The sequence below is a fragment of the Bacillus paramycoides genome (assembly GCF_001884235.1).
In the GTDB taxonomy this organism is placed as follows: domain Bacteria; phylum Bacillota; class Bacilli; order Bacillales; family Bacillaceae_G; genus Bacillus_A; species Bacillus_A paramycoides.
Map to the genome: position 1 here is coordinate 243,275 of NZ_MAOI01000079.1, position 19,723 is coordinate 262,997.

Genomic DNA, 19,723 nt, shown 5'->3' on the forward strand with positions numbered 1-19,723 from the left:
TATATTGAGTGACTTTGATTACAGTACAAATGAAGCAAAAAGGTTAGTAAGTTTGTTTCGTAATGAAATATTTGAAGAAGTATCTAAAAGTAACCTTTTTGGAATGATATTTACATATGTATGGGCATTGGATCTTCAATCTGATTGGGATTATATACAACATGTAGTAAGTATCTTTGAGTCCAAAGGTGGAACGGTATATTTTGTAGAACTTGAAGCAGAACTGGGTGAAAGATTAGAGCGTAATAAAAGTCCACATAGACTAGAGCATAAACCGAAAAAAAGAGACATTGAATGGTCTGAAAAAAATTTAAAAGAAACGATGAAAAAACATAGATTAAACTCACTTCATGGTGAAATTAAAAAAGAAGAGTATATAAAAATTAATAATACTCATTTAAGTGCGAAAGAAGTAGCGTTAATGATTAAGGAGAAATTTCGATTGTAAAATACATAAATGCTGTTACGTTTTCATTGTCCAAGCATTCTCCTAATAACCACATATACTATTTATATTAAAGCCGGTCACTATTATAAATAGGACTGCTATTTTAATGTAAATGACACTTTAGGAAATTAGGGTGAATAAATTTGGAAAACGAAGAACAAGGAAGAATTGAAAATCAAGTGTATTCTAATCGGGTAGTAAGATCAGAATTTGATGAGAATTGGGAAACTTGTATTTCAAAAAGTGGTTATGTAATCTACAAGGCTACAAGTGATCATGCTGAAGTAATAGTGCTTCTTTCAGATGGTTCAAGTAAATTATTAATCTTCGAAAAAGGCGGTAAAGTAGTAGTAGGTGGCGGTGGGACGAGTCATTACAGCAAACCGCATATTGCAATAAATATTTAAGGTAGAGCATGTTAATTAAGAAGACACTGGAAAAACGGTTAGCCATTCATGTTTAGAGCATGAAAGACGAACCGTTTTTATTTGTTGAAGGGATTTTAGAAGAACTTGAGTTATTAGATCGATAGGTGAACTACTCGCCACTTAGCAAAGCTTGAAGTGGGAGCTTCTCAGTTCCACGACGAAAGCAACCTTTCATCTCCCTGAGCGTTACTTTGGAGTGTTCCAACCCTAGATGTCCAACGCTTGGACGCTCTTTTGGTACGGTTGATATTTTACGCAGGAACCGAATGGCTTGGTTTTCGCACTCTATTTTCTTCCTGCAACCTTATATATCAAGTTATCAAAGAACTTCATATAGCTAGTTTATCAAAAGTTTTTGGCTATGCCAAACCGAAATTCATCTCCCACCTACCGTTGGGCTAGCGCACTTCACACGCTTGAGGAAGGAGAATTCTTTCGGTAAATTCGTTAAAAAGGTAACTGCTTATGTATGATTAATATCATTTCGTCAAATGAATGTCACATAAAAGTCTTATAGTGTATGTAGATAGTGAAACATACACAAAGCAGGAGATGAAATGATGAAAAAAGCGCTACAATATATACTCTTATTACTTACATTATTTACTTTAATTTATGTAATTTATACCAACTATGAAAAGAAGAAAGAGATTAAAAATAATAAACAAGTAATTAGTGAAGTTGCAAAGAGGCATGGTATTCCAGATTGGATACCATTATCTATTGCTGATCATGAAACAAAGTTTAATCGAAAAGCGATAGGGGACAATGGAACATCTTTCGGATTATTCCAATTACATCGTGGTGGTTTAGCACCAGCACAATTGTCAGAAGAGAGCTTAATGGACTCGCAAATAAATGCAACAATAGCAATCTCTAACATGGTTAATTCATATGAACGCGGTGTGAAAAAAGGATTGAAGGATTGGGATTTACTTAAATATGTTGCTAATACATCAGGATGGCCAGGAAATTTAGGAGGAGAATGGACAGATAATAATACGAAATATAATAAAGGGCTAGAACAATCTTATCAATTATATAAAAAAGAGAAATAGATATAAAAAGGCATTTCCAATTTGGGGAAATGTCTTTTTTATGTTATAGTATAATAGTGTTTGAGGGATGTGTTATTTTAATATACCTTCGAATTTGTTGTGTAGTATTTTTATATTAAATAATTACTAAAATCATTTTTTTATATAAGGAGTAAGATGTAGGGAATATGAAAAATATAGATTTTATACTAGAAAGTGATGAAACATTAAAACCGTCAGAACGATTAGTACTATTATTATTAGAGAAGCATAGAATGTTATATACGAACGATCTATTAGCTCTTTCGAATTTATCATATAAAACATTAACGGATTCACTAACAGCGCTCGTTATAAAGTCTTATGTATTAAAAGATACCGGTAAGGGAAGAAGGCAGAATTGTTATAGATTAGTATAATAAGAGTACTGTTATAGAAGTTTGCTACATATGTGTTTTTCAAACGTAAGGGTAAATTGTATTTTTGTTTTCGAATGATTAAAAACTTTTGATTTAAGTGAAAATCGGTTTCGATATGCAAAGAGTTCATGACTGCTAAATGTATAATTTCATTTCATTTTTATTAATGCTAATTTGTTATAAGTAAAAATGATGCAATTTTCAAGTGATTATAAAAATGAAATTCAAAAACAATCCATTCGTTTGAGGGATTGTTTTTTTATTGGTATAACAAATTACAAAAATAATATTATTATGTAAACTTATATATTTTGAAAGGAACATGTGATTATTAATAGAAATTATATAAAGAATACTTAATATCTTTATAAGTGGAGGCTCATTATGGAACAAATCATATTAATATCACAAGCTGTTATAAGCGGGGAAAAAGAAAAAGTAGTGGAGATAATAAACTCGGATCAAAGTATTGTAAATTCATATAGTGAAGATGGATGGACACCGCTTCATTTAGCTGCTTATTTTGGACAGAAAGAAATTGCAAGTTTCCTTTTAGAACAGGGAGCGGATATACATATTAGAGCAAAAAACGAAAATGAAAATACACCACTTCAAGCAGCAATTGCGAATAAGCAAAGCGAGCTTGTAGCTTTCTTAATTGAAAAGGGATCAGATGTGAATGCTGCGCAAAGTGGTGGTTGGACAGGACTGCATGAAGCAGCGTTATTAGGAAATGAAGAAATCATTATATTACTTCTTGAAAAGGGTGCTAATAAAATGATTAAGAAAAATGATGGGAAAACCGCATATGATATTGCTTTAGAAAAAGGGCATGAATCTCTATTACATCATTTGCAAGAGGAAGTGAGCCTATGATTAGCCACTGGAATGTAGGGGTTTTTCTTTTTAATGAAGTGGAAGTGTTAGATTTTGCGGGCCCATTTGAAGTTTTTTCCGTTACAGCAACAAGTGAAGGTCAACCATTTACAGTTCATACTGTTAGTCAAGATGGAGAAATGATTACAGCGAGAAATGGATTAAAGGTACAACCAGATTATAGTATCGAAGACTTACCTCCAGTTGATATTTTAATTATTCCTGGTGGGTTAGGTGCTAGAGAAAACGAAATGAAAAATGAAATAATAATAAATTGGATCCGTCAGCAAATGAAAGAAGTAAAGTTAATGACTTCTGTTTGTACCGGTGCGCTTTTACTTGCGAAAGCTGGATTACTCGACGGCTTCAAAGCGACAACACATTGGGCAAGTATTGAAAATTTTAGAAATGATTTTCCGAATGTGGAAGTATTAGAGAATGTAAAGTTTGTCGATGAGGGGCACATTATTACGTCTGGCGGAATTTCGGCCGGAATTAACATGTCATTTCACATTGTGAAAAATTTGTTGGGTGCTCGGATTGCTGAAGAAACTGCGAAAAGAATGGAATACGATATTGGTTTAAAATATTAAAAGTAAAACAAGACCAGCTGCTGGGTATTTCCAGCAGTTGGTCTTGTTCTATAGTGAACGAATATATGTTAACTCTTCATCTGTAAAAAGGGGACGAGTTGACGCACCTGCGTTTTCTTTCGCTTGCTTTTCTGTTTTTGCACCAGGAATTGCGACCGATACCGCTGGATGAGTGAGGACATAACGAAGTGCAAGTTGCCCTAAGGTTTGATTTTCATTTGAGAGTAATCGTAGTTTCTCTACTTTTTGTAAATCTTCTTGAAACCAAGTTTCTTTTGGCCATTCTTTGCGTAAATCTCCATCAGGAAAAGTTGTTGCGTTTGTGAATTTTCCAGTTAATATCCCCATTTTTAAAGGACCGCGTATAACAGCTCCTAAATTATTCTCTTTTAGGTATGGCAGTATGTCGTTTTCTGGTTTTCGGTTTAATATGTTGTAATCAAGTTGCACAACATCAATTGCATCGTGTTTATTGAAGTGTTTTATATATTGTAGGTCATGAGTTGAAACACCTACAGCTCTTACTTTTCCGTCCCGTTTTAATATTTCAAATGCGCGTAAAAATGCCTCTGTTTCTTCTTGTTTATCCCACCAAATGTGACAGAAATAAACATCTATATAGTCTGTTTGGAGGCGCAGTAAACTAGTGTCAAATACCGCGATTACTTTTTCAGCTGTATTATAAACAGGCTCTCCATTTGGATCATAGTGATGCCCAATGAGTCCGCCTTTCGTTGATAAAACGATATTATTACGGTAGTCTTTTATTGCCTGTGCTACTAATTTTTCACTATGACCTAGTCCATATACATCAGCAGTATCAATAAAATTCACACCGCATTCGATTGCTTTTTTCATAGCGGTTATAGATTGTGAATCGTTAACGGGCCCCCATTCATCACCACCAATCGCCCACGCTCCAAAGCCAATTTCTGAAACGGTAATTCCGGTTTTACCTAATGTACGGTAGTGCATCATTTTTCCTCCTTGTAAGCATGTTATAACATCGGTATGCAAAGGGGAGGATGAATGTGTGTGAAAATGTTTTCTACAATAGAGGAAAAAGAATAACATAAACTACTATTTTATTGCAGCATAAATAAAAATTTTCATTTTGAATAGGGAAATGTCGTCGAACGCTATCTCTAATTGGTTAATTTATGAGATTTTTTTGTGAAGGAGCTTATTTTATAAGAATAGAATTTAAGTTAATAAGATCGTGCCGATGGCAGTGAAAAATATGGGTTAGGGGGATTTGAAAATGAGGAAACTCAAAAGAGTAAATATTCCTAATATACCAGAGCAACTATCACAGCCTAATGCCAACCGAGCAATAAATAAGAAGAAGTTAAGGCGTTTTATTTTCATGTTCATTTTTATCGCTGCAACTACTTTGTACGTTCAATATATTTTAACGAAACAGCAAGAAATAATAAATGAAAAAAAAGATACAATTACGAATCAAAAGAAACAATTAGTTTCTTTAGAGAAAGATCAAGGTTCTTTAAAGACTAACATTGAGAATTTAACCGATAATGAAGAAGAGATATTAAAGTTTGCGAGAAAAGAGTATCAATTTTCTAAGTCAAACGAAACAATATTCGTATTGCCGAAGTGAAGTGGTGGAACAGTTAGCGATAGCTAACTGTTTTTTATGTATGAATGAAGGAGTTTGTTGTATGAATGTCATGGTACAAGGAGTGATGACATATTGTAAAAATGAGGAGTGTGAGCCATTTCCAATTGTTTTAAGAGATTTTCATAATTATGGAATATATGTCGGAATAAATATTGTTAAAATTCTGTCAATTGTATATAATACAAGGTAAGCGGATATATTTTTTAATCAACGTTGAGTTAATAGCTCATACGCCTGCTAAGAAAACCGTTATCCTCGTATAAGAAAGGAAGATAGCTGTGTACGCATCAAATACAATTTATGTCGTAGGGGATGCGAAAGCACCTCAAAATAATCCCATTACCGAAAAGTTCAAAAGTTATTTTGTAGCATTTGTTCTTGAGAAGGATACAGGGGAAATTGTAGATGCAGATTGCTCAGCGACAATTGCATTAACATCTCAATTTGTTAAATATTTGTTTCTACATAAAAATATTAATGACCCAGCGTTAGTAACAGAAATAAAAAATCGATATTTCGGTTCGTCTCAAAAGGCGCTACTTGTAGCGCTAAAAGATGCGCAGAAAAAATATAATCAGATTGCTGCTTTGTCTACACATTCATAGACAAAATCCAGCCGTAAGAATCTTCTTATGGCTGGATTTTTTTGTTGGACAACGAAAGGATGAACAAAATGAAAATTATCGATGTAAAAGTAAATCGTAGACGTGTAAAGCTTCATACACCGTTTAAAACAGCGCTTCGTACCGTAACGGAAATTGAAAGTATAGATGTGTTTATTCATACAGATGAAGGGATTATTGGAAAAGGAGCTGCGGCAGCAACACCAGTTATTACTGGTGATTTCGCCAGCGGGATTGAGGAGGCAATATTAGGATCAATTCGTTCCGCATTAGTTGATAGAGACATACTGCAATTTCAAACGTTATTGTTACAAATTCAAATGAGCTGCGTAGGAAATACAAGTGCGAAAGCAGCGGTAGATATGGCTTTATACGATTTGTACTGTCAATTTCATAGTATACCTATATACGCATTACTAGGTGGAAAGAAAGAGATTTATACGGATATTACTGTAAGTGTGGATGAACCATTATTAATGGCAAAAGAGGCGAAAAAGCATATAGAAAAAGGATTCCAAACATTAAAAATTAAAGTTGGTAAAGAGGCACATTTAGATCTGGAACGCATTGAGGCAATTCGAAATGTAGTGCCAAAAAATACGACGTTACGTTTAGATGCAAATCAAGGATGGAATCCGAAAGAAGCGGTTTCAATCATTAAAGAAATGGAGAATAGAAATTTAAATATAGAATTTGTAGAACAACCTGTTCATGCGAAAGATTGGGATGGATTAAAATACGTGAAAGATAATGTACAAACGCCTATTATGGCAGATGAAAGCATCTTTTCAGCAAGGGATGCGTTAAAGCTCGTCCAAGGAGGATATGCAGACTTACTTAATATTAAATTAATGAAATGTGGCGGTATACGAGAAGCCTGGCGAATTGCGGATATTGCAGAAACAGCTGGTGTAAAATGTATGGTTGGAAGTATGATGGAATCTTCACTTTCAGTTAGCGCTGTGTCGCATTTAGCTGCGGCTCATCCGAATATTCATTACTTTGATCTTGATGCACCATTATGGTTAGTAGAAGAACCAGAAGGAATGACTTACACAGGTCCAAAGGTAAACCTGCATTCTGCAGTGAATATAAAGTCTTAGAAGTAGTGTCTAGCAAACTATCTTTTAAGGGGGATATGTATGAAAAAAGCGGGGACTGCATTATTAACAACATTATTTATTTTTTCATCGTTTACAGCGGCGAACGCTGAAGAGAGGAAAGAAAATAAAGCGTATATAGACGTATCGGCTGCAACGTTATGGACTGCACCCGATTCACTTCGGCCAATTGATGCACCTAGTGCAAGTAATCCTGTTGATTTATGGAAGTGGACGAAATCAATGACACTAGATGAGAAACTTTGGTTAACAAACGCAAATAAATTAGAAACGCAAGCGTTACTCGGTCAAGAAGTAACTGTAATTGATAAACGAGGTGATTGGGTGAAAGTGCTAGTGCATGGACAGCCAACGCCGCGAAATGAGGAAGGGTACCCCGGATGGATGCCTGAAAAACAATTAGCGTATAATCAAGAATTTGCAGATAAGGCAGGACAGCCCTTCGTTTTAATTACAAAACCGACAGCTATTTTATATATAAATCCTTTTGAAAAACATAAATCACTTGAGGTAAGTTATAATACGCGGTTACCACTTTTAAGTGAAGATACTATTTCGTACCGCGTACTATTACCAAATGGTCAGAAGGCGTGGTTACGCAAGAAAGATGGAACTGTTCACCGTTCTCAAAATGATATTCCTACGCCAACAGCTGATGATCTAATAAACACCGGTAAGATGTTTTTAGGATTACCGTATATATGGGCTGGTACAAGTGGGTTTGGCTTTGATTGCTCAGGATTTACTCATACGATATATAAATCGCATGGTATTACAATCCCGCGAGATTCGGGGCCACAGTCAAAAGCAGGAATCGCAGTTGATAAGGAAAATCTTCAAAAGGGAGATTTAATATTCTTCGCACATGATCAAGGAAAAGGTAGTGTTCATCACGTTGGAATGTATATTGGTGATGGCAATATGATTCATTCACCAAGAGCTGAAAGATCGGTAGAAATTATTCCGCTAAATAAACTAGGATATATAGAAGAATACGCTGGTGCTCGTCGTTACTTACCTTGAAAAAGATAGGGGGCTTTATATGAAAAAGGTTGTTCGCTATTCATTAGTTAGTACTCTACTTGTCTCTTCATTTTTAGTAGGCTGTGCGAAAGAAAAAACAGTTACAAAGCCGAAAGATGAGAAGAAAGTATTACAATTATTAGAAACGGGTGAAATTCCGTCATTGAATTCAGGGAAAGTAACAGATGCAGTTTCGTTTAATGTTTTAAACAATGTTATGGAAGGATTATTCCGTTTATCGAAAAATGATGAAGTGATTCAGGCTGGGGCACAAAAATATGAAGTGAGTAAAGATGGAAAGACATATACCTTCCACTTGCGTGATGCGAAATGGTCTAACGGTGATCCAGTAACAGCTCATGATTACGTATATGCTTGGAAGCAACTTATTAATCCAGATACAGCCTCTCAATATGCATATATTGCGTACGATGTGAAAAATGCGGAAAAGATAAATAAGAAACAATTAGGATTAGAAGAATTAGGTGTGATAGCAAAAGATGATAAAACGTTTGTTGTTGAGTTAGAACATCCAGTACCATATTTTACAAAGCTATTAATTTTACCGTCTTTCTATCCAATAAATGAAAAGTTTGCGAAGGAGCAAGGCGATAAATATGGCTTAGAGGCGAATAAAGCGATATATAATGGGCCGTTTACGTTATCAGAGTGGAAGCACGAAGCGAGCTTTACAATGAAGAAAAACGATAAATATTGGGATAAAAAAGAAGTGAAATTAGATGAAGTAAACTATCAAATTGTTAAAGAAATTTTAACTGCGGTAAATTTATATGAAACAGATAAGGTAGATAGAGCTGTCATTTCTACAGAATTCGTAGATAAATATAAAAATAATAAAGAACTGAAACAATATACAGATCCAGTTATGTATTTCTTCCGTTTCAATGAAAATGTACCGATTCTTAAAAATAAAAACGCACGTCTTGCACTTAGCACAGTTTTTGATAAGAAGGGACTTGCAACCTCGTTTTTAAATGATGGTTCGGTAGCTGCGAACTACTACGTTCCGAAAGGATTTTTAAAGGGGCCAGATAAGAAAGATTTTAGAGATACGGCTGGAGAGTTTAATAAGACGAACGTAAAACAGGCAAAGGAATATTGGGAAAAAGCAAAGCAAGAGACGGGAACAAATGAAGTAACGTTAGAATTCTTAAACTATGACTTAGAAAACTTTAAAAAAGTAGGAGAGTATATTAAAGAAGAGCTTGAGAAAAACTTACCAGGGCTAAAAGTAAATGTGAAATTACAACCACATACTCAAAAACTAGCGTTAGAGAAGAAAAAAGAATATGAAATGTCGTTATCACGCTGGCTACCTGATTATCCAGATCCAATGACATACTTAGAAGTTTTCCTTTCGGGAAGTACCGTTAATAATACAGGGTATGCAAATCCAGAATACGATGCGCTAATTAAGAAGATTAAAACAGAATTAGGTAATGATGAGAAAGTTCGTTGGAAAGCAATGCAAGATGCTGAAAAAGTACTTCTTGATGATGCAGTAATTGCACCAGTATTCCAGCGCGGACTATCTTACTTACAAAAACCGTACGTAAAAGATTTATATGTTCACCAATTTGGTCCAGCAACAAGCTTAAAATGGGCGGACATACAAAAATAAGGTAAGAGAAAAACAGATGTCATGTATTGATAGTCTGTTTTTTTTTTAGTTAAAGCCGGATGGTAGTTCATGGTATAATTTACTAGTCTGTAAACAGTATTAGGAGGGGGATTATGTCTGTATTTGTAGAGGGGAAAGTAATGCGTACGAAAAGGTTGTCCATGAGAAGACCAAATTTAGAAGATGTTGATCAATTGTATAATATTTTGAAGAAAGAAGCGGTTGGTAAATGGCTTGCTAAATCAAGAGGTATGTCACTAGACGAAACTAAAGAGTATATTAGTCAACTTATATTGCATTGGGAACAGTATGATTTTGGTGTATGGCTGTTATTCAAAAATGAAACAGGCCAGCTATTAGGACATTGTGGTTTAAGAAAGGTAGATGAAACAGGGGAAATAGAAATTATGTATCTTCTTGACCCAGAGCATTGGGGGAATGGATATGCGATTGAAGCAGCAGAGGCTTCCATTCAATATGCAACAGAGGTGATGAATCTAAAAAGAATAATCGCTAGAGTGAAAATAGCAAATGAGAATTCAAAGAAACTTTTGCGGAAGCAAGGATTTACATATACTTTCGATGTTGACCATAGTGGACGCTTATTATCTTATTTTGAACTCTGTACATATTCTAATGAGTTATAGACATTTTATATGTTTTTTTATCGCTTAAAAATAAAATTATTACTAAAATTCCAGTGTGAAATTTATGTAGAATCTTGTATAATTAACATGTTTCTTTGGAAACATTTTCTTACGCTTTAATTATAGGGCTTAATAGAGCGAAGGAAGGAAATACATACATGTAAATAATAGATAAATAGAATGGAACATGTATATAGAAAAAGGAGAGAAATGATGGCGTGTCAAAAACAAGGGTTACAATTTATTCGTAATAGAAAGAGGAATAATCGATGAAAATGAAGCATGCTTTTGGTCCAATTATTTTAGCGTGTTTACTCTTTTTCATTGTAGTGCTTATCCCATCTAAAAGTTTAGTATCACTTATTAGCGATAAAAAGGTTGAAGATGCGGCAACTTCCTTACAAAAAGAGAAATTACAAAGTGTTTTCCTACAACAGAAAATGTTAGAGAACTCGCAGTATTTACCGATGTATGGTTCATCAGAATTTTTACGAATGGATGCATATCATCCGTCTAATTATTTCAAAGTAAACCCTGCAGGTTTTACACCATTTCTAATAGGAACTGGCGGTACGCAAAGCTTGGCTCATATTTTAAATATGACGTCTACAATGGATGAATTAGAAGGTAAAAAAGTAGTCTTTGTTCTTTCACCACAATGGTTTACAAAAACGGGTGTATCACAGGGAGACTTTTCAAATAATTTTTCTAAACAACAAGCATATCATTTTATTTTTAATGATGAAATTAATCCTGAAATGAAGAAGAAAATTGCGAAACGTTTACTAGATTATAAAGTTGTTCGTAAAGATGCGATATTAAGTAGTTCGCTAGAAAGTATTGTATATGACGATACAAAACATAACGTCAAAGCTGGACTAGCTAAACCGCTAGCATATATGTACCGGAATATTTTAGATCATAGAGATTTATTTAATTCTCTATTTAAGATCGAACCAATGGAAGAGAAAACAAATACGGGACTGCGTTCAATTTCTTGGGAAGATGCACGTAAACAAGCGGAACAAGAAGGTAAGGCGGAATCCACAACAAATACATTCGGAATAGAAAATCCGTATTACTATAAACATAATTTAAAGAAAAAGTTAAAAGCTTTAAAAAACTTTAGAGCAAATGAATCGTATGATGAATCACCAGAATATGATGACTTACAAATTGTGTTAGATCTTTTCAAAGAAAAACATGTAAAACCACTCTTTATTTCTGTACCTGTAAACGGACCGTGGTATGATTACGCTGGTTTCCCAAAAGAACGCCGTGATGTGTATTATAATAAGGTTCGCGAGCAAGTCGAGAAAGCCGGATACCCAGTAGTCGATTTTTCTAGCCATGAATATGATAAGTATTTCTTAAAAGATACAATTCATTTAGGCTGGAAAGGCTGGATCTATTTTGATGAAGCAGTGCAGAAATTTTACTCTGAAAAATAATGTATAAACAATGGAAACAGGAATGGCGATAAAGCCGTTCCTGTTTTTTTAATATAAATGATTTTGATGTGGGCAATTTGGAAAGGCATGTATATCTTGAATTTGTCTAAAGTCATAATGTTTCATGGCGAACTGAGCTTGGTAAAGGTATTCGTAAACAAATAATTGACTATCTTGTACGCCGCATAAAACACCGGAAGTCCCTTGCCCATTAATGGGAGAAATACCAACAGGGCGACCAATTAAGTATGATACTTTTTGCTGCCAATGCATAGGGAAATCGCTCCTTTTTGAGTTACTATACGAAGTTACAAATGAATTGTAACTTATCCATGTACATCTTAAACTGGAGGGTTTTAATGAAATATCTAGAAGTCATTAATATGAATGAATTATAAGTGTGGAAGAGGAGTGAATTATGGAGAAAGAAAGGATTCTGGAAGAAAAGCTAAGCCTAATAGAATGGTGCCAAACATTGAAGGGTATATCTGATGATATATGGTTTCAATCATTTAAAAATGGTTCATGGGGAACTGCGGATGTGATTTCACATTTTATAGTTTGGGATGAGTTTTTAATGAAGTATAGAATGTTGTACTTTATAAGCTCGCAATATGTACCTGATGTTCCAACGGATGTGAAAGAAATGAACAAGAGTGCAATGAGATATGCGAGGTCTGGTATTTCTAAAGAAGAATTAATAGATCAGTTTATATTCACTCGTAAACAATTAGTTGATCAAATTAACCAAATTCCTGCCCGGAATTTTAATGATGACTATCAATTCGGCACGAAAAGAGTGAGATTAAACGATTATTTTTCATCACTCATTCAACATGATTTAAAACATAAAGAAGAAATTATACAATTTCTAAAAAAATGGTGTCTACAATAAAAACCGCTATAATTCTAATTGAATGTATAGCGGTTTTTACTTAGAATTTTAAGCAAGGTTTTTACGTTTTTTTAACCATATTTTTATCGCGAAATATAAAATAATAAGAACAACCCCGCCAATAGCGAAAGATTTCACATATGGTCCGGCAACGTCATTTATATTACCCCAGTTTTCTCCAAGTTTTTCACCTAAATAAATGAAAATGATAGACCAAGGAATAATCGCAAGTCCTGTTAAAGTAATGAAACGTGAAATTGGCATTTTTGTAATCCCAGCAGGAATTGAAATTGCATGACGAACGACAGGAATGAAACGTGCAGTGAAAATTACGCCAGTTCCGTAACGATTAAACCAATCTTCAGCAGCATCAATTTGTTTTTTATGAATGAAAATATACTTCCCATAACGTTCTAAGACAGGGCGACCACCATATCGTCCAATCCAATAAATAAAGACTTGGGCAATGATTCCGCCAATGGTACCGAATATAACTGCGCCTACAAATGAGATACTTCCAGTTGATACTAAGTATCCCGCATAAGCAAGGACAATTTCACTTGGAATAATCTCAATCATAAGTCCAAGCATAATGCCCCAATAACCTAATCCTTCAAAAAACGTTAATACTGAATGAATAAAACTACTTAACATTGTTGCACCTTCTAGTTCATAAATTTTTAGGGGGAAGTTCTTTTTATTTAACAACATAAAAAGTTCACTATATGCAAATTATACCTTATTTAATGAACATATTTCCATTTAAATACTTTTTTATGTCTCGTATTTTTTCCTTGTATTTATAGTAAACGATATAAATTGAGTTTTCATGAAGAGATAATGAAAAAAGTATTAAAAATTTCTCATATTTAAAGAGAAGGAAAGGAGGTAGTAGACTGAAAGTTTTGTATAATAATGTAAGTGTTGAATTTTAAAAGGGAAATGGTACTTTGGCGGTAATAACTGAAAAGAAGGCTTATAGTTCATACGTTGGTGGTATTTATGTTCATAGGAATGGTCGGTTAGAAGATATTATAGAACGATCACTTTACATTCAAGACATAGTGAATTTGCCAATAAAAGAATACGCGTATTCAATTTAATTAGGTGTAGTAATTTGAAAAGTAGATGAGGTGAAAATATGGATTGGCATGAACGTTTATTAGAAATGGATGATTTACCAATTATCTTAGAATGGTATAACGACGAAGAATTACATGACATTGCGGACGTGAAACCATTCAAACGATATACAATAGAAGAACTTCGAAAGTATTGGACTGAAAAACTGTCCCGATCTTATGCAAGTTATCATGTGATCGTAGTAGAGGATAAAGTAATAGGGAGAGTTGGATTAAAAAAGAAGAGAAATGACGATATATATGTGATGGTGTACTCAATCTTGATTGGCGTCTCAAATTTATATTCAAAAGGGCTTGGAACAGAGATTACAAATTATTTTATCACTAAATCATTTTTAGACCCTGATATACAAGCGGTTGTATTGCAAGTTAGGGAAGATAATAAGAGGGCAATTCGATGTTATGAGAAAGCTGGGTTCAAAAAGACTGAATCGTATGTAGAGAATCATTTGAAAATGTATGAGATGCAAAGAGTTAAGGAGGGTAAAATAGTATAGAAATTAAAAAACAGGAGCACTTCTGCTCCTATTTTTTACGGTTTCACATCTAAATTTTGTAAAAACAAAGTTGCTGTCACATATCGCTTCGCAAGCATTTGTACATATGCGGTATGTACAGAGAGTGTAGCGATAATAATAGCGTTACGAATTGCTTCGCGTTGTTCGTTATTTATTTGATCGAACTTACTTGCGATTTTATCAGCTTTTTCTTTTACAATATTTTCAATCGTATGAATTGTATCTGTAGCATTTAGTTGTATGCAATTCCCTTGATTTAGTTCTTCAAATAAAGAGGAATAAGCAACATATAAATGAACAGGGTTAATTAAATCGTCACTTCGATCGGCCGGGTCATTTACGATAAGTCGTAATAGTTTACGAATAGATTCAAAATCAAGCGCTGTTTTTAAATCTTCAACAATGAATAGTAAGGCTGCTTGTTCGATTGAATATTTCTTCCCTTTTTGAGGGGAGCCAATCATTTCTTTTATATCTCGTTTCACCCAGTTTTGCATAGCAGTTACAGAGAAACTCGTGTTTTCAATCTGATTGCCAAGCGCAACTATTTCGTTTAAAGAAAAACCGACGTCCGTATCGTCAATCTTAATCAGTTTTTCAAAAATAGGTGAAAGTGCGGTTGTAATAAAAGCAGTGACGCTTTGTCCGCTTTCAATATCTTTTTTATGTGACTTTGCCCAAGCTTCTTGTAAAATACCGAGAGGCTTTTTCGTATTCCATCCTCTTAGTGATAGAAGTAGCGTTGCCATTTCGTTTCGTGTGAGATGAAATGTTTCCATCTTTTCACCTCCAAAAGTATAAAAAGTTCTTATGAACTTATAATATGTTTTGTTTCATTTAAAGTCAATTCCGTTTTGCTTAATTTTTCCTATGTTATGAAATTGTCGTAAGTAAATAATGCTTGCATATTTCGACAAAAGTTCATATAATAAGTTCATAAGAACCTTTAAAATGGTTTTAAAATAAATCTATCATTCTAAATTTACAAGAAAGATAGATTTCACATATATCTATATAAAAGGAGAATGGATATAATATGTTGAAAAAACTTGTAGCAGTAATGACAGCATTCATGGTTATCTTTGGGGCTAGTAGCTTTATGTTCGTAGATCATGCGGCAGCGAAAAGTTACAAATCTGGTAAAAAATCATATACACCAAGTTCAGGTCAAAAGTCAAAAGTTGATTTAAACAAAAAAGATTCTAATGTAAATTCACAAAAAACAACAACTGATTCAAAAACAAAAGCAACAAACACAGCGCCAAAAAGTAATAAAGGAAGCTTTATGAAAGGTTTATTACTAGGTGGTCTTGGTGGTTTACTAATGGGTAGCTTATTTGCAAATATGGGAGCTCTTGGTTCTGTATTAGCGTTTATGGTAAATATGTTAGTAATGGCTGGTATCGTAATGTTAGCAGTTCGTGCATTTAAATACTTCAAAGACCAACGTAAGAAAAAGGCGGATGAAGTAGCATGGAAACAATAAAAATTTCGGAACAAGAGCTTATAAATGCACTTTGTGTATATATCGCTGAAAAAAGACAAGTTGGACCAGAAGAAGTTTTAGTTGAACTAATGTATGATGACGACTACGGTTTCTCTGCTGAAGTAGAGGTAAATGGTCGCAAGCAAATATTAATTCAAGCAAACTTAATCGAAGCACTACGCTTGTTGCTTGACCGAGAATATAACGTCAATTCATTTGCAGCAAGATTGCAACTTGAATTAGATGATGAAGAAGGCATTTACGCATTAGCGAAATTTAATAATGAATCAAAATAAAAACTGTTAGAGCTGTATGCTCTAACAGTTTTTATTTTGATTCATATTGTTAGTATGTTTCTTCTATTAGGATAAAATCCAGTATTTCATGTATTTTCAATTTAGTATTTGCATCATTTTAACTATCTAGTCCAAGGTTAGCTCTCCAAATAAATCGTAAATTTCATGAAAGAATGGTTTTTCTGACGTAAAACGACTATTATTTATCTATTCGACCAATTACGACAAAGGAATTGCAATTATATTTGATATGATGTTTTAGGAATCTTATACTTTGTTATTCAAAGCGAGGTAGATGAATGATGGTGTGAATTTAGCTGAATTTCCTTTTAGAGGTTCTTGAAAAGGGAGTATATCAATTGTGAATATTAGAAATATCCAGATGGGGAGAGCGGAACATGGAAACACAAACACAGACTTATAAATATCCTAGGCAAAAGATTAATGGAATTTGGCTAATAATTGCTGGAATAGCAATGTTCTTACTTTTAATAAAACATAACGGATATCCAAATGTGTGGCCTTTTATTATTGTTTATATATTAGGAATGATATGGCAATTGAGCCCTAAAACTAGGAGGAGATTGGCGGTTGGTTCTGGAACACCGGAACAAAAAAAGTGGGCTAATTTTTCAATAATTATATTGGCTATTTTAGTTTTTCTCGCTTTTCATTTTGGTGGTGATGATTATAGAAGTTGTTGGCTATTAATTCTTTTAGCAGTAGGTATTCACTTTATACCGTTTATTCCAGTACATGGGAAGATTATGTTTTTGCTGTCCGTTATTTTAATAATCAATGCATCCATAGGATTAATCATTACTAACGTAAATCTAGATGTCTTTTTTGTAGTAGATGGTTTAATGAAAATTTTATTTGGTGTAATTTTTATTAGGTTAAGTCCTATTGATTTTTAAAATATAGTTGATAAAAATTTCAGAAAAGAAGGCATAGTAATGATATTTTTTATGTTAGTTATTAGTGTAGGATTAATATTTTTTGTTCATTATATAACGAAACAGATGTTTAAATATGAAGTAAATCATCTCAGTACAAAAAAACGCTTTATAATAAATCTTTTGCAATTTGTTAGAATCGCGCCATTAATTGCAGTACTTGTAATATGCATACTGGTTTTAACAACTTTGCATACGAAAACAGGTATTCGACTATCTCATGCATGGTATGCTGCGCAATTCTGGGCTTATTATACGTTTTTGTATTGTATTTATATGATAACTAGGAAAAAACTGCTTCTGTTTTCCATGGTTATAGCCTTAATAATGGCCATTTATTACACTCCGTTGTTCCGCTTTGAAAACCAATTTATAGGACTGTATGTAGTTGTCGCTAATATTTGCGGAGTTGTAATGTTTGTGAATTTATGGATGGCGATATCGAAAGTTTTAGTCGGAATGAAAAATAGATAATTACTTTTGGTTCCTGTAATTGACGTAACAGAAATACTAGGTGTAGTACTAAAAATTATAAAAAAAGCGGTGGAAATGAATCCACCGCTTTTTTTATAAACTAGTTTTTCACGCTTTCATTTGTTGCTTTTCTTCAAATGATTGAAAATCACGCCAAATCTCATTCATTTTCCGTCTACCAACATCAACCAGCGGATTAAACTGAATTGCTGCTTGTTGACGTACAGTGTGGACGTTTTGAATTGCTTGTTTCAAGTGTTGTTCAACCGAATTGGAATTTCTATTAGCTTGTTTTACAATTGAATATCCAGCGACATTTCCTTGCGCCATCGCGATTTTTCCGCTTTCAATTCCGGTAATATTTCCAGCTACAAATAAACCTGGAAGAGGGGTTTCCATTTCTTCTGAATGAAGTGGAACATGTCCGCCTAATTCCGGAATGTAATGGAAAGGGCATCCCGCTATAGCGGCAAGCTCGGCAAGCGGATATAGACCTCCGGCAATACAAACGAAGTCTGCCTCATATATCTTTTCTGATCCGTTAATAATATTTCCTTTAGAGTCAATGTTAGCAACACGTACACCTTCAACTTGATCTGTACCGATAATTTCAAGTGCAGCTTTTCGGAGATGAAGTGGTGTTCCGTTTATTTTCATCCCGTTATTTGGATAGAAGGTTAATCCAGCTTTTCGAATCCAATCATATTTCATAAAACGGCTACCTATGCGTAGGAAAGCGGACGGAGCGAGGTGAGCTGCATTTAAAAGGGAGTTCAAAACTTCCTCTGGTTCACCAGCTTTTTGGCTTAACTCGCTTTTTTCTGGAAGTACAATGTGATCCACTGTAATTCCAGCTAGTTGCAATTCGTTTAAAATGGCGAATGACAAAATGTTAGCACCGATAATGATTCCATTTTTACCAACTTGAACTCGGTGAACATTTGTCATAACTTGAGCTGCTCCAATTGACATAACCCCTGGAAGTGTCCAGCCAGGTAGGGGAATAGAATACTCCGCAGCCCCAGTAGCAATAAGTACAAACGGCGCTTCTAACGTACCGATATTTGTATGTACGAACCAACAACTTTCATCTTTATCTAAATTATAGACGGAAACACCACATCGAATTTCGACTGAAAGTGATTTTGCTTCTTCATGAAGACGTTTCGATTCTTCTATTCCGTTCCACCAATCTCCAGTAGGCTCTTGGTGTAACTGTCCTAATAATCGTCCGCCAGGTTTCATAAATTCATCAATAACAAGTACGTTAAGTCCAAAACGTGCACAAGAGATGGAAGCTGATAATCCCGCCGGCCCTGCGCCAATAATAATTACATCGCTCATCGCTTTTTCACCATCTCTCTTACGATATTTGGATGCTGTTTTCCGCTTTCAACAACCATATCGTTTTCTACAACAGTTAAGCACGCTCGTACGTTCGTTTGATTGTTTACCGTCACTCGGCATTCAGAACAATGCCCGATATTACAATAAATACCTCGCGGCGTTCCACTATCTTCATGGACTCTTAACGTTCGTATTCCGTTTGCTAGTAAAGCAGCCGCTATCGTTTCATGTTCATATGCTTCGTATTGTTGACCGTTAAATTGAAAAGTGATGCGCTGACTATTATTTAAACTACCTAAAATAGGGTGATGTGTAATTCTACTCATTGATTTTCACCTACCGCTCCGAAAGTAACTGCACGTATTGGTGGCTGATATTTTAATGGAATTTCATTAGGAGTTATGTCAGGGTTTGTACTTTCAATCATTCGATCTATCATCATTCTACATGTACGGCCACCACAAAATCCCATGCCAGCACGTGTTCGTAGTTTTAATTCTCTTGCCGAGCATTTATATTCAGCAATTGTTGTTTGTAGTTGTCCGTATGTAACTTCTTCACAACGACAAACAATTAAGTTCTCTTTATTCGTCATATGTATTCCTCCTCTAGTTCGGTTTGCACTAATTATGATGCAAAAACTATGCCAATATAGAGGAGGG

25 protein-coding genes and 3 pseudogenes are annotated in these 19,723 nt (G+C 34.3%); 21 read left to right on the forward strand and 7 right to left on the reverse strand.

What is annotated here, in order from left to right; all coding sequences use genetic code 11:
• Positions 1 to 13: 13 nt before the first annotated feature.
• From BAU28_RS17325 to BAU28_RS17355, 6 genes and pseudogenes are all read left to right on the forward strand, one after another.
• A pseudogene (locus tag BAU28_RS17325) lies at positions 14 to 448 on the forward strand (shikimate kinase); the annotation flags it as partial.
• Between the two features lie 143 nt (positions 449 to 591).
• The gene (locus tag BAU28_RS17330) at positions 592 to 855 is read left to right on the forward strand and encodes a hypothetical protein (RefSeq protein ID WP_025150904.1); all 264 of its coding nucleotides are present in this window, start codon (positions 592 to 594) and stop codon (positions 853 to 855) included.
• A gap of 578 nt (positions 856 to 1,433) precedes the next feature.
• Complete coding sequence (locus tag BAU28_RS17340; RefSeq protein WP_071719304.1) at positions 1,434 to 1,934, forward strand: invasion protein; 501 nt, start codon at positions 1,434 to 1,436, stop codon at positions 1,932 to 1,934.
• 167 nt (positions 1,935 to 2,101) lie between these two features.
• Positions 2,102 to 2,332, forward strand: coding sequence for a hypothetical protein (locus tag BAU28_RS17345; RefSeq protein ID WP_071719305.1), 231 nt, complete (start codon positions 2,102 to 2,104; stop codon positions 2,330 to 2,332).
• A gap of 384 nt (positions 2,333 to 2,716) precedes the next feature.
• On the forward strand, positions 2,717 to 3,208 hold the full coding sequence (locus tag BAU28_RS17350) for an ankyrin repeat domain-containing protein (RefSeq protein ID WP_048371064.1): 492 nt from the start codon (positions 2,717 to 2,719) through the stop codon (positions 3,206 to 3,208).
• A complete protein-coding gene (locus BAU28_RS17355) occupies positions 3,205 to 3,801 on the forward strand; it encodes a DJ-1/PfpI family protein (RefSeq protein WP_071719306.1) in 597 nt (198 codons plus the stop codon). Before BAU28_RS17350 ends, BAU28_RS17355 begins: the two co-directional genes overlap by 4 nt.
• Positions 3,802 to 3,849: 48 nt before the next feature.
• On the opposite strand, the gene BAU28_RS17360 is transcribed toward BAU28_RS17355, so the two are convergent.
• Positions 3,850 to 4,776: an aldo/keto reductase gene (locus tag BAU28_RS17360; protein WP_071719307.1), complete on the reverse strand. Its 927-nt coding sequence runs from the start codon at positions 4,774 to 4,776 to the stop codon at positions 3,850 to 3,852.
• 286 nt (positions 4,777 to 5,062) lie between these two features.
• Between BAU28_RS17360 and BAU28_RS17365 the strand changes: the two genes are divergently transcribed.
• The 8 genes from BAU28_RS17365 (at position 5,063) to dltD (ending at position 11,947) form a co-directional block, all read left to right on the forward strand.
• Positions 5,063 to 5,419 (forward strand): FtsB family cell division protein, encoded by a 357-nt coding sequence (locus BAU28_RS17365; RefSeq protein ID WP_071719308.1) that lies wholly within the window; start codon positions 5,063 to 5,065, stop codon positions 5,417 to 5,419.
• Entirely contained in the window at positions 5,358 to 5,630 is a 273-nt protein-coding gene (locus BAU28_RS31440; RefSeq protein WP_071719309.1) for a hypothetical protein, read from the forward strand. The genes BAU28_RS17365 and BAU28_RS31440 overlap by 62 nt, the downstream gene beginning before the upstream one ends.
• 88 nt (positions 5,631 to 5,718) lie before the next feature.
• A complete protein-coding gene (locus BAU28_RS17375; protein ID WP_002012954.1) occupies positions 5,719 to 6,045 on the forward strand; it encodes a DUF3870 domain-containing protein in 327 nt (108 codons plus the stop codon).
• A 68-nt stretch (positions 6,046 to 6,113) separates the two neighbouring features.
• Positions 6,114 to 7,166, forward strand: coding sequence for a dipeptide epimerase (locus tag BAU28_RS17380; RefSeq protein ID WP_071719310.1), 1,053 nt, complete (start codon positions 6,114 to 6,116; stop codon positions 7,164 to 7,166).
• 39 nt (positions 7,167 to 7,205) lie between these two features.
• Positions 7,206 to 8,207, forward strand: coding sequence for a C40 family peptidase (locus BAU28_RS17385; RefSeq protein ID WP_071719311.1), 1,002 nt, complete (start codon positions 7,206 to 7,208; stop codon positions 8,205 to 8,207).
• A gap of 19 nt (positions 8,208 to 8,226) precedes the next feature.
• Complete coding sequence (locus tag BAU28_RS17390) at positions 8,227 to 9,849, forward strand: peptide ABC transporter substrate-binding protein (protein WP_071719312.1); 1,623 nt, start codon at positions 8,227 to 8,229, stop codon at positions 9,847 to 9,849.
• A 113-nt stretch (positions 9,850 to 9,962) separates the two neighbouring features.
• Positions 9,963 to 10,496, forward strand: a complete 534-nt coding sequence (locus BAU28_RS17395) for a GNAT family N-acetyltransferase (protein WP_071719313.1) — start codon at positions 9,963 to 9,965, stop codon at positions 10,494 to 10,496.
• A gap of 269 nt (positions 10,497 to 10,765) precedes the next feature.
• Positions 10,766 to 11,947 carry a D-alanyl-lipoteichoic acid biosynthesis protein DltD gene (gene dltD / locus BAU28_RS17400; RefSeq protein WP_071719314.1) on the forward strand — a complete coding sequence of 394 codons (1,182 nt, stop codon included), beginning with the start codon at positions 10,766 to 10,768 and terminating at the stop codon, positions 11,945 to 11,947.
• Positions 11,948 to 11,995: 48 nt separating this feature from the next.
• On the opposite strand, the gene BAU28_RS17405 is transcribed toward dltD, so the two are convergent.
• On the reverse strand, positions 11,996 to 12,220 hold the full coding sequence (locus BAU28_RS17405; RefSeq protein WP_071719315.1) for a hypothetical protein: 225 nt from the start codon (positions 12,218 to 12,220) through the stop codon (positions 11,996 to 11,998).
• A 145-nt stretch (positions 12,221 to 12,365) separates the two neighbouring features.
• Between BAU28_RS17405 and BAU28_RS17410 the strand changes: the two are divergent.
• Positions 12,366 to 12,864, forward strand: a pseudogene (locus BAU28_RS17410) (DinB family protein).
• A gap of 26 nt (positions 12,865 to 12,890) precedes the next feature.
• On the opposite strand, the gene uptA reads toward BAU28_RS17410, so the two are convergent.
• Positions 12,891 to 13,496 (reverse strand): undecaprenyl phosphate transporter UptA, encoded by a 606-nt coding sequence (gene uptA, locus BAU28_RS17415; RefSeq protein ID WP_071719317.1) that lies wholly within the window; start codon positions 13,494 to 13,496, stop codon positions 12,891 to 12,893.
• Positions 13,497 to 13,777: 281 nt separating this feature from the next.
• On the opposite strand from uptA, the pseudogene BAU28_RS30975 reads away from it, so the two are divergent.
• Both BAU28_RS30975 and BAU28_RS17425 read left to right on the forward strand, forming a co-directional pair.
• A pseudogene (locus BAU28_RS30975) lies at positions 13,778 to 13,945 on the forward strand (HD domain-containing protein); the annotation flags it as partial.
• A 38-nt stretch (positions 13,946 to 13,983) separates the two neighbouring features.
• Entirely contained in the window at positions 13,984 to 14,481 is a 498-nt protein-coding gene (locus BAU28_RS17425; protein WP_071719318.1) for a GNAT family N-acetyltransferase, read from the forward strand.
• Positions 14,482 to 14,516: 35 nt separating this feature from the next.
• Here BAU28_RS17425 and BAU28_RS17430 read toward each other — a convergent pair whose 3' ends face one another.
• The gene (locus BAU28_RS17430; RefSeq protein ID WP_000447229.1) at positions 14,517 to 15,281 is read right to left on the reverse strand and encodes a DUF1836 domain-containing protein; all 765 of its coding nucleotides are present in this window, start codon (positions 15,279 to 15,281) and stop codon (positions 14,517 to 14,519) included.
• Positions 15,282 to 15,538: 257 nt separating this feature from the next.
• Between BAU28_RS17430 and BAU28_RS17435 the strand changes: the two genes are divergently transcribed.
• The 4 genes from BAU28_RS17435 to BAU28_RS30980 all read left to right on the forward strand — a co-directional run bounded on the left by BAU28_RS17435 (position 15,539) and on the right by BAU28_RS30980 (position 17,714).
• A complete protein-coding gene (locus tag BAU28_RS17435; RefSeq protein ID WP_002172319.1) occupies positions 15,539 to 15,988 on the forward strand; it encodes a hypothetical protein in 450 nt (149 codons plus the stop codon).
• On the forward strand, positions 15,976 to 16,284 hold the full coding sequence (locus BAU28_RS17440) for a YxcD family protein (RefSeq protein WP_071719319.1): 309 nt from the start codon (positions 15,976 to 15,978) through the stop codon (positions 16,282 to 16,284). The genes BAU28_RS17435 and BAU28_RS17440 overlap by 13 nt, the downstream gene beginning before the upstream one ends.
• A 398-nt stretch (positions 16,285 to 16,682) precedes the next feature.
• The gene (locus tag BAU28_RS17445) at positions 16,683 to 17,201 is read left to right on the forward strand and encodes a DUF6609 family protein (protein WP_071719320.1); all 519 of its coding nucleotides are present in this window, start codon (positions 16,683 to 16,685) and stop codon (positions 17,199 to 17,201) included.
• A 39-nt stretch (positions 17,202 to 17,240) separates the two neighbouring features.
• Positions 17,241 to 17,714, forward strand: a complete 474-nt coding sequence (locus tag BAU28_RS30980; protein ID WP_071719321.1) for a hypothetical protein — start codon at positions 17,241 to 17,243, stop codon at positions 17,712 to 17,714.
• Positions 17,715 to 17,822: 108 nt separating this feature from the next.
• Here BAU28_RS30980 and BAU28_RS17455 read toward each other — a convergent pair whose 3' ends face one another.
• From BAU28_RS17455 to BAU28_RS17465, 3 genes are read right to left on the reverse strand one after another with little or no spacing between them, the layout of a single operon-like run.
• The gene (locus BAU28_RS17455; protein WP_071719322.1) at positions 17,823 to 19,058 is read right to left on the reverse strand and encodes an NAD(P)/FAD-dependent oxidoreductase; all 1,236 of its coding nucleotides are present in this window, start codon (positions 19,056 to 19,058) and stop codon (positions 17,823 to 17,825) included.
• A complete protein-coding gene (locus BAU28_RS17460; protein WP_025148574.1) occupies positions 19,055 to 19,387 on the reverse strand; it encodes a (2Fe-2S)-binding protein in 333 nt (110 codons plus the stop codon). The genes BAU28_RS17455 and BAU28_RS17460 overlap by 4 nt, the downstream gene beginning before the upstream one ends.
• Entirely contained in the window at positions 19,384 to 19,656 is a 273-nt protein-coding gene (locus tag BAU28_RS17465) for a (2Fe-2S)-binding protein (protein ID WP_071719323.1), read from the reverse strand. The genes BAU28_RS17460 and BAU28_RS17465 overlap by 4 nt, the downstream gene beginning before the upstream one ends.
• Between the last annotated feature and the right edge of the window lie 67 nt (positions 19,657 to 19,723).

Bases quoted from the DNA above. Each gene is read 5' to 3' on its own strand.
- BAU28_RS17380 (WP_071719310.1), top strand. From the start codon at position 6,114: ATGAAAATTATCGATGTAAAAGTAAATCGTAGACGTGTAAAGCTTCAT.
- BAU28_RS17350 (WP_048371064.1), top strand. From the start codon at position 2,717: ATGGAACAAATCATATTAATATCACAAGCTGTTATAAGCGGGGAAAAA.
- BAU28_RS17385 (WP_071719311.1), top strand. From the start codon at position 7,206: ATGAAAAAAGCGGGGACTGCATTATTAACAACATTATTTATTTTTTCA.
- BAU28_RS17460 (WP_025148574.1), bottom strand. From the start codon at position 19,387: ATGAGTAGAATTACACATCACCCTATTTTAGGTAGTTTAAATAATAGT.
- BAU28_RS17390 (WP_071719312.1), top strand. From the start codon at position 8,227: ATGAAAAAGGTTGTTCGCTATTCATTAGTTAGTACTCTACTTGTCTCT.
- BAU28_RS17430 (WP_000447229.1), bottom strand. From the start codon at position 15,281: ATGGAAACATTTCATCTCACACGAAACGAAATGGCAACGCTACTTCTA.
- uptA (WP_071719317.1), bottom strand. From the start codon at position 13,496: ATGTTAAGTAGTTTTATTCATTCAGTATTAACGTTTTTTGAAGGATTA.
- BAU28_RS17425 (WP_071719318.1), top strand. From the start codon at position 13,984: ATGGATTGGCATGAACGTTTATTAGAAATGGATGATTTACCAATTATC.
- BAU28_RS17405 (WP_071719315.1), bottom strand. From the start codon at position 12,220: ATGCATTGGCAGCAAAAAGTATCATACTTAATTGGTCGCCCTGTTGGT.
- BAU28_RS17355 (WP_071719306.1), top strand. From the start codon at position 3,205: ATGATTAGCCACTGGAATGTAGGGGTTTTTCTTTTTAATGAAGTGGAA.
- dltD (WP_071719314.1), top strand. From the start codon at position 10,766: ATGAAAATGAAGCATGCTTTTGGTCCAATTATTTTAGCGTGTTTACTC.
- BAU28_RS17455 (WP_071719322.1), bottom strand. From the start codon at position 19,058: ATGAGCGATGTAATTATTATTGGCGCAGGGCCGGCGGGATTATCAGCT.
- BAU28_RS17360 (WP_071719307.1), bottom strand. From the start codon at position 4,776: ATGCACTACCGTACATTAGGTAAAACCGGAATTACCGTTTCAGAAATT.
- BAU28_RS17465 (WP_071719323.1), bottom strand. From the start codon at position 19,656: ATGACGAATAAAGAGAACTTAATTGTTTGTCGTTGTGAAGAAGTTACA.
- BAU28_RS17345 (WP_071719305.1), top strand. From the start codon at position 2,102: ATGAAAAATATAGATTTTATACTAGAAAGTGATGAAACATTAAAACCG.
- BAU28_RS17365 (WP_071719308.1), top strand. From the start codon at position 5,063: ATGAGGAAACTCAAAAGAGTAAATATTCCTAATATACCAGAGCAACTA.
- BAU28_RS17395 (WP_071719313.1), top strand. From the start codon at position 9,963: ATGTCTGTATTTGTAGAGGGGAAAGTAATGCGTACGAAAAGGTTGTCC.
- BAU28_RS30980 (WP_071719321.1), top strand. From the start codon at position 17,241: ATGATATTTTTTATGTTAGTTATTAGTGTAGGATTAATATTTTTTGTT.
- BAU28_RS17445 (WP_071719320.1), top strand. From the start codon at position 16,683: ATGGAAACACAAACACAGACTTATAAATATCCTAGGCAAAAGATTAAT.
- BAU28_RS17340 (WP_071719304.1), top strand. From the start codon at position 1,434: ATGATGAAAAAAGCGCTACAATATATACTCTTATTACTTACATTATTT.
- BAU28_RS17440 (WP_071719319.1), top strand. From the start codon at position 15,976: ATGGAAACAATAAAAATTTCGGAACAAGAGCTTATAAATGCACTTTGT.
- BAU28_RS17435 (WP_002172319.1), top strand. From the start codon at position 15,539: ATGTTGAAAAAACTTGTAGCAGTAATGACAGCATTCATGGTTATCTTT.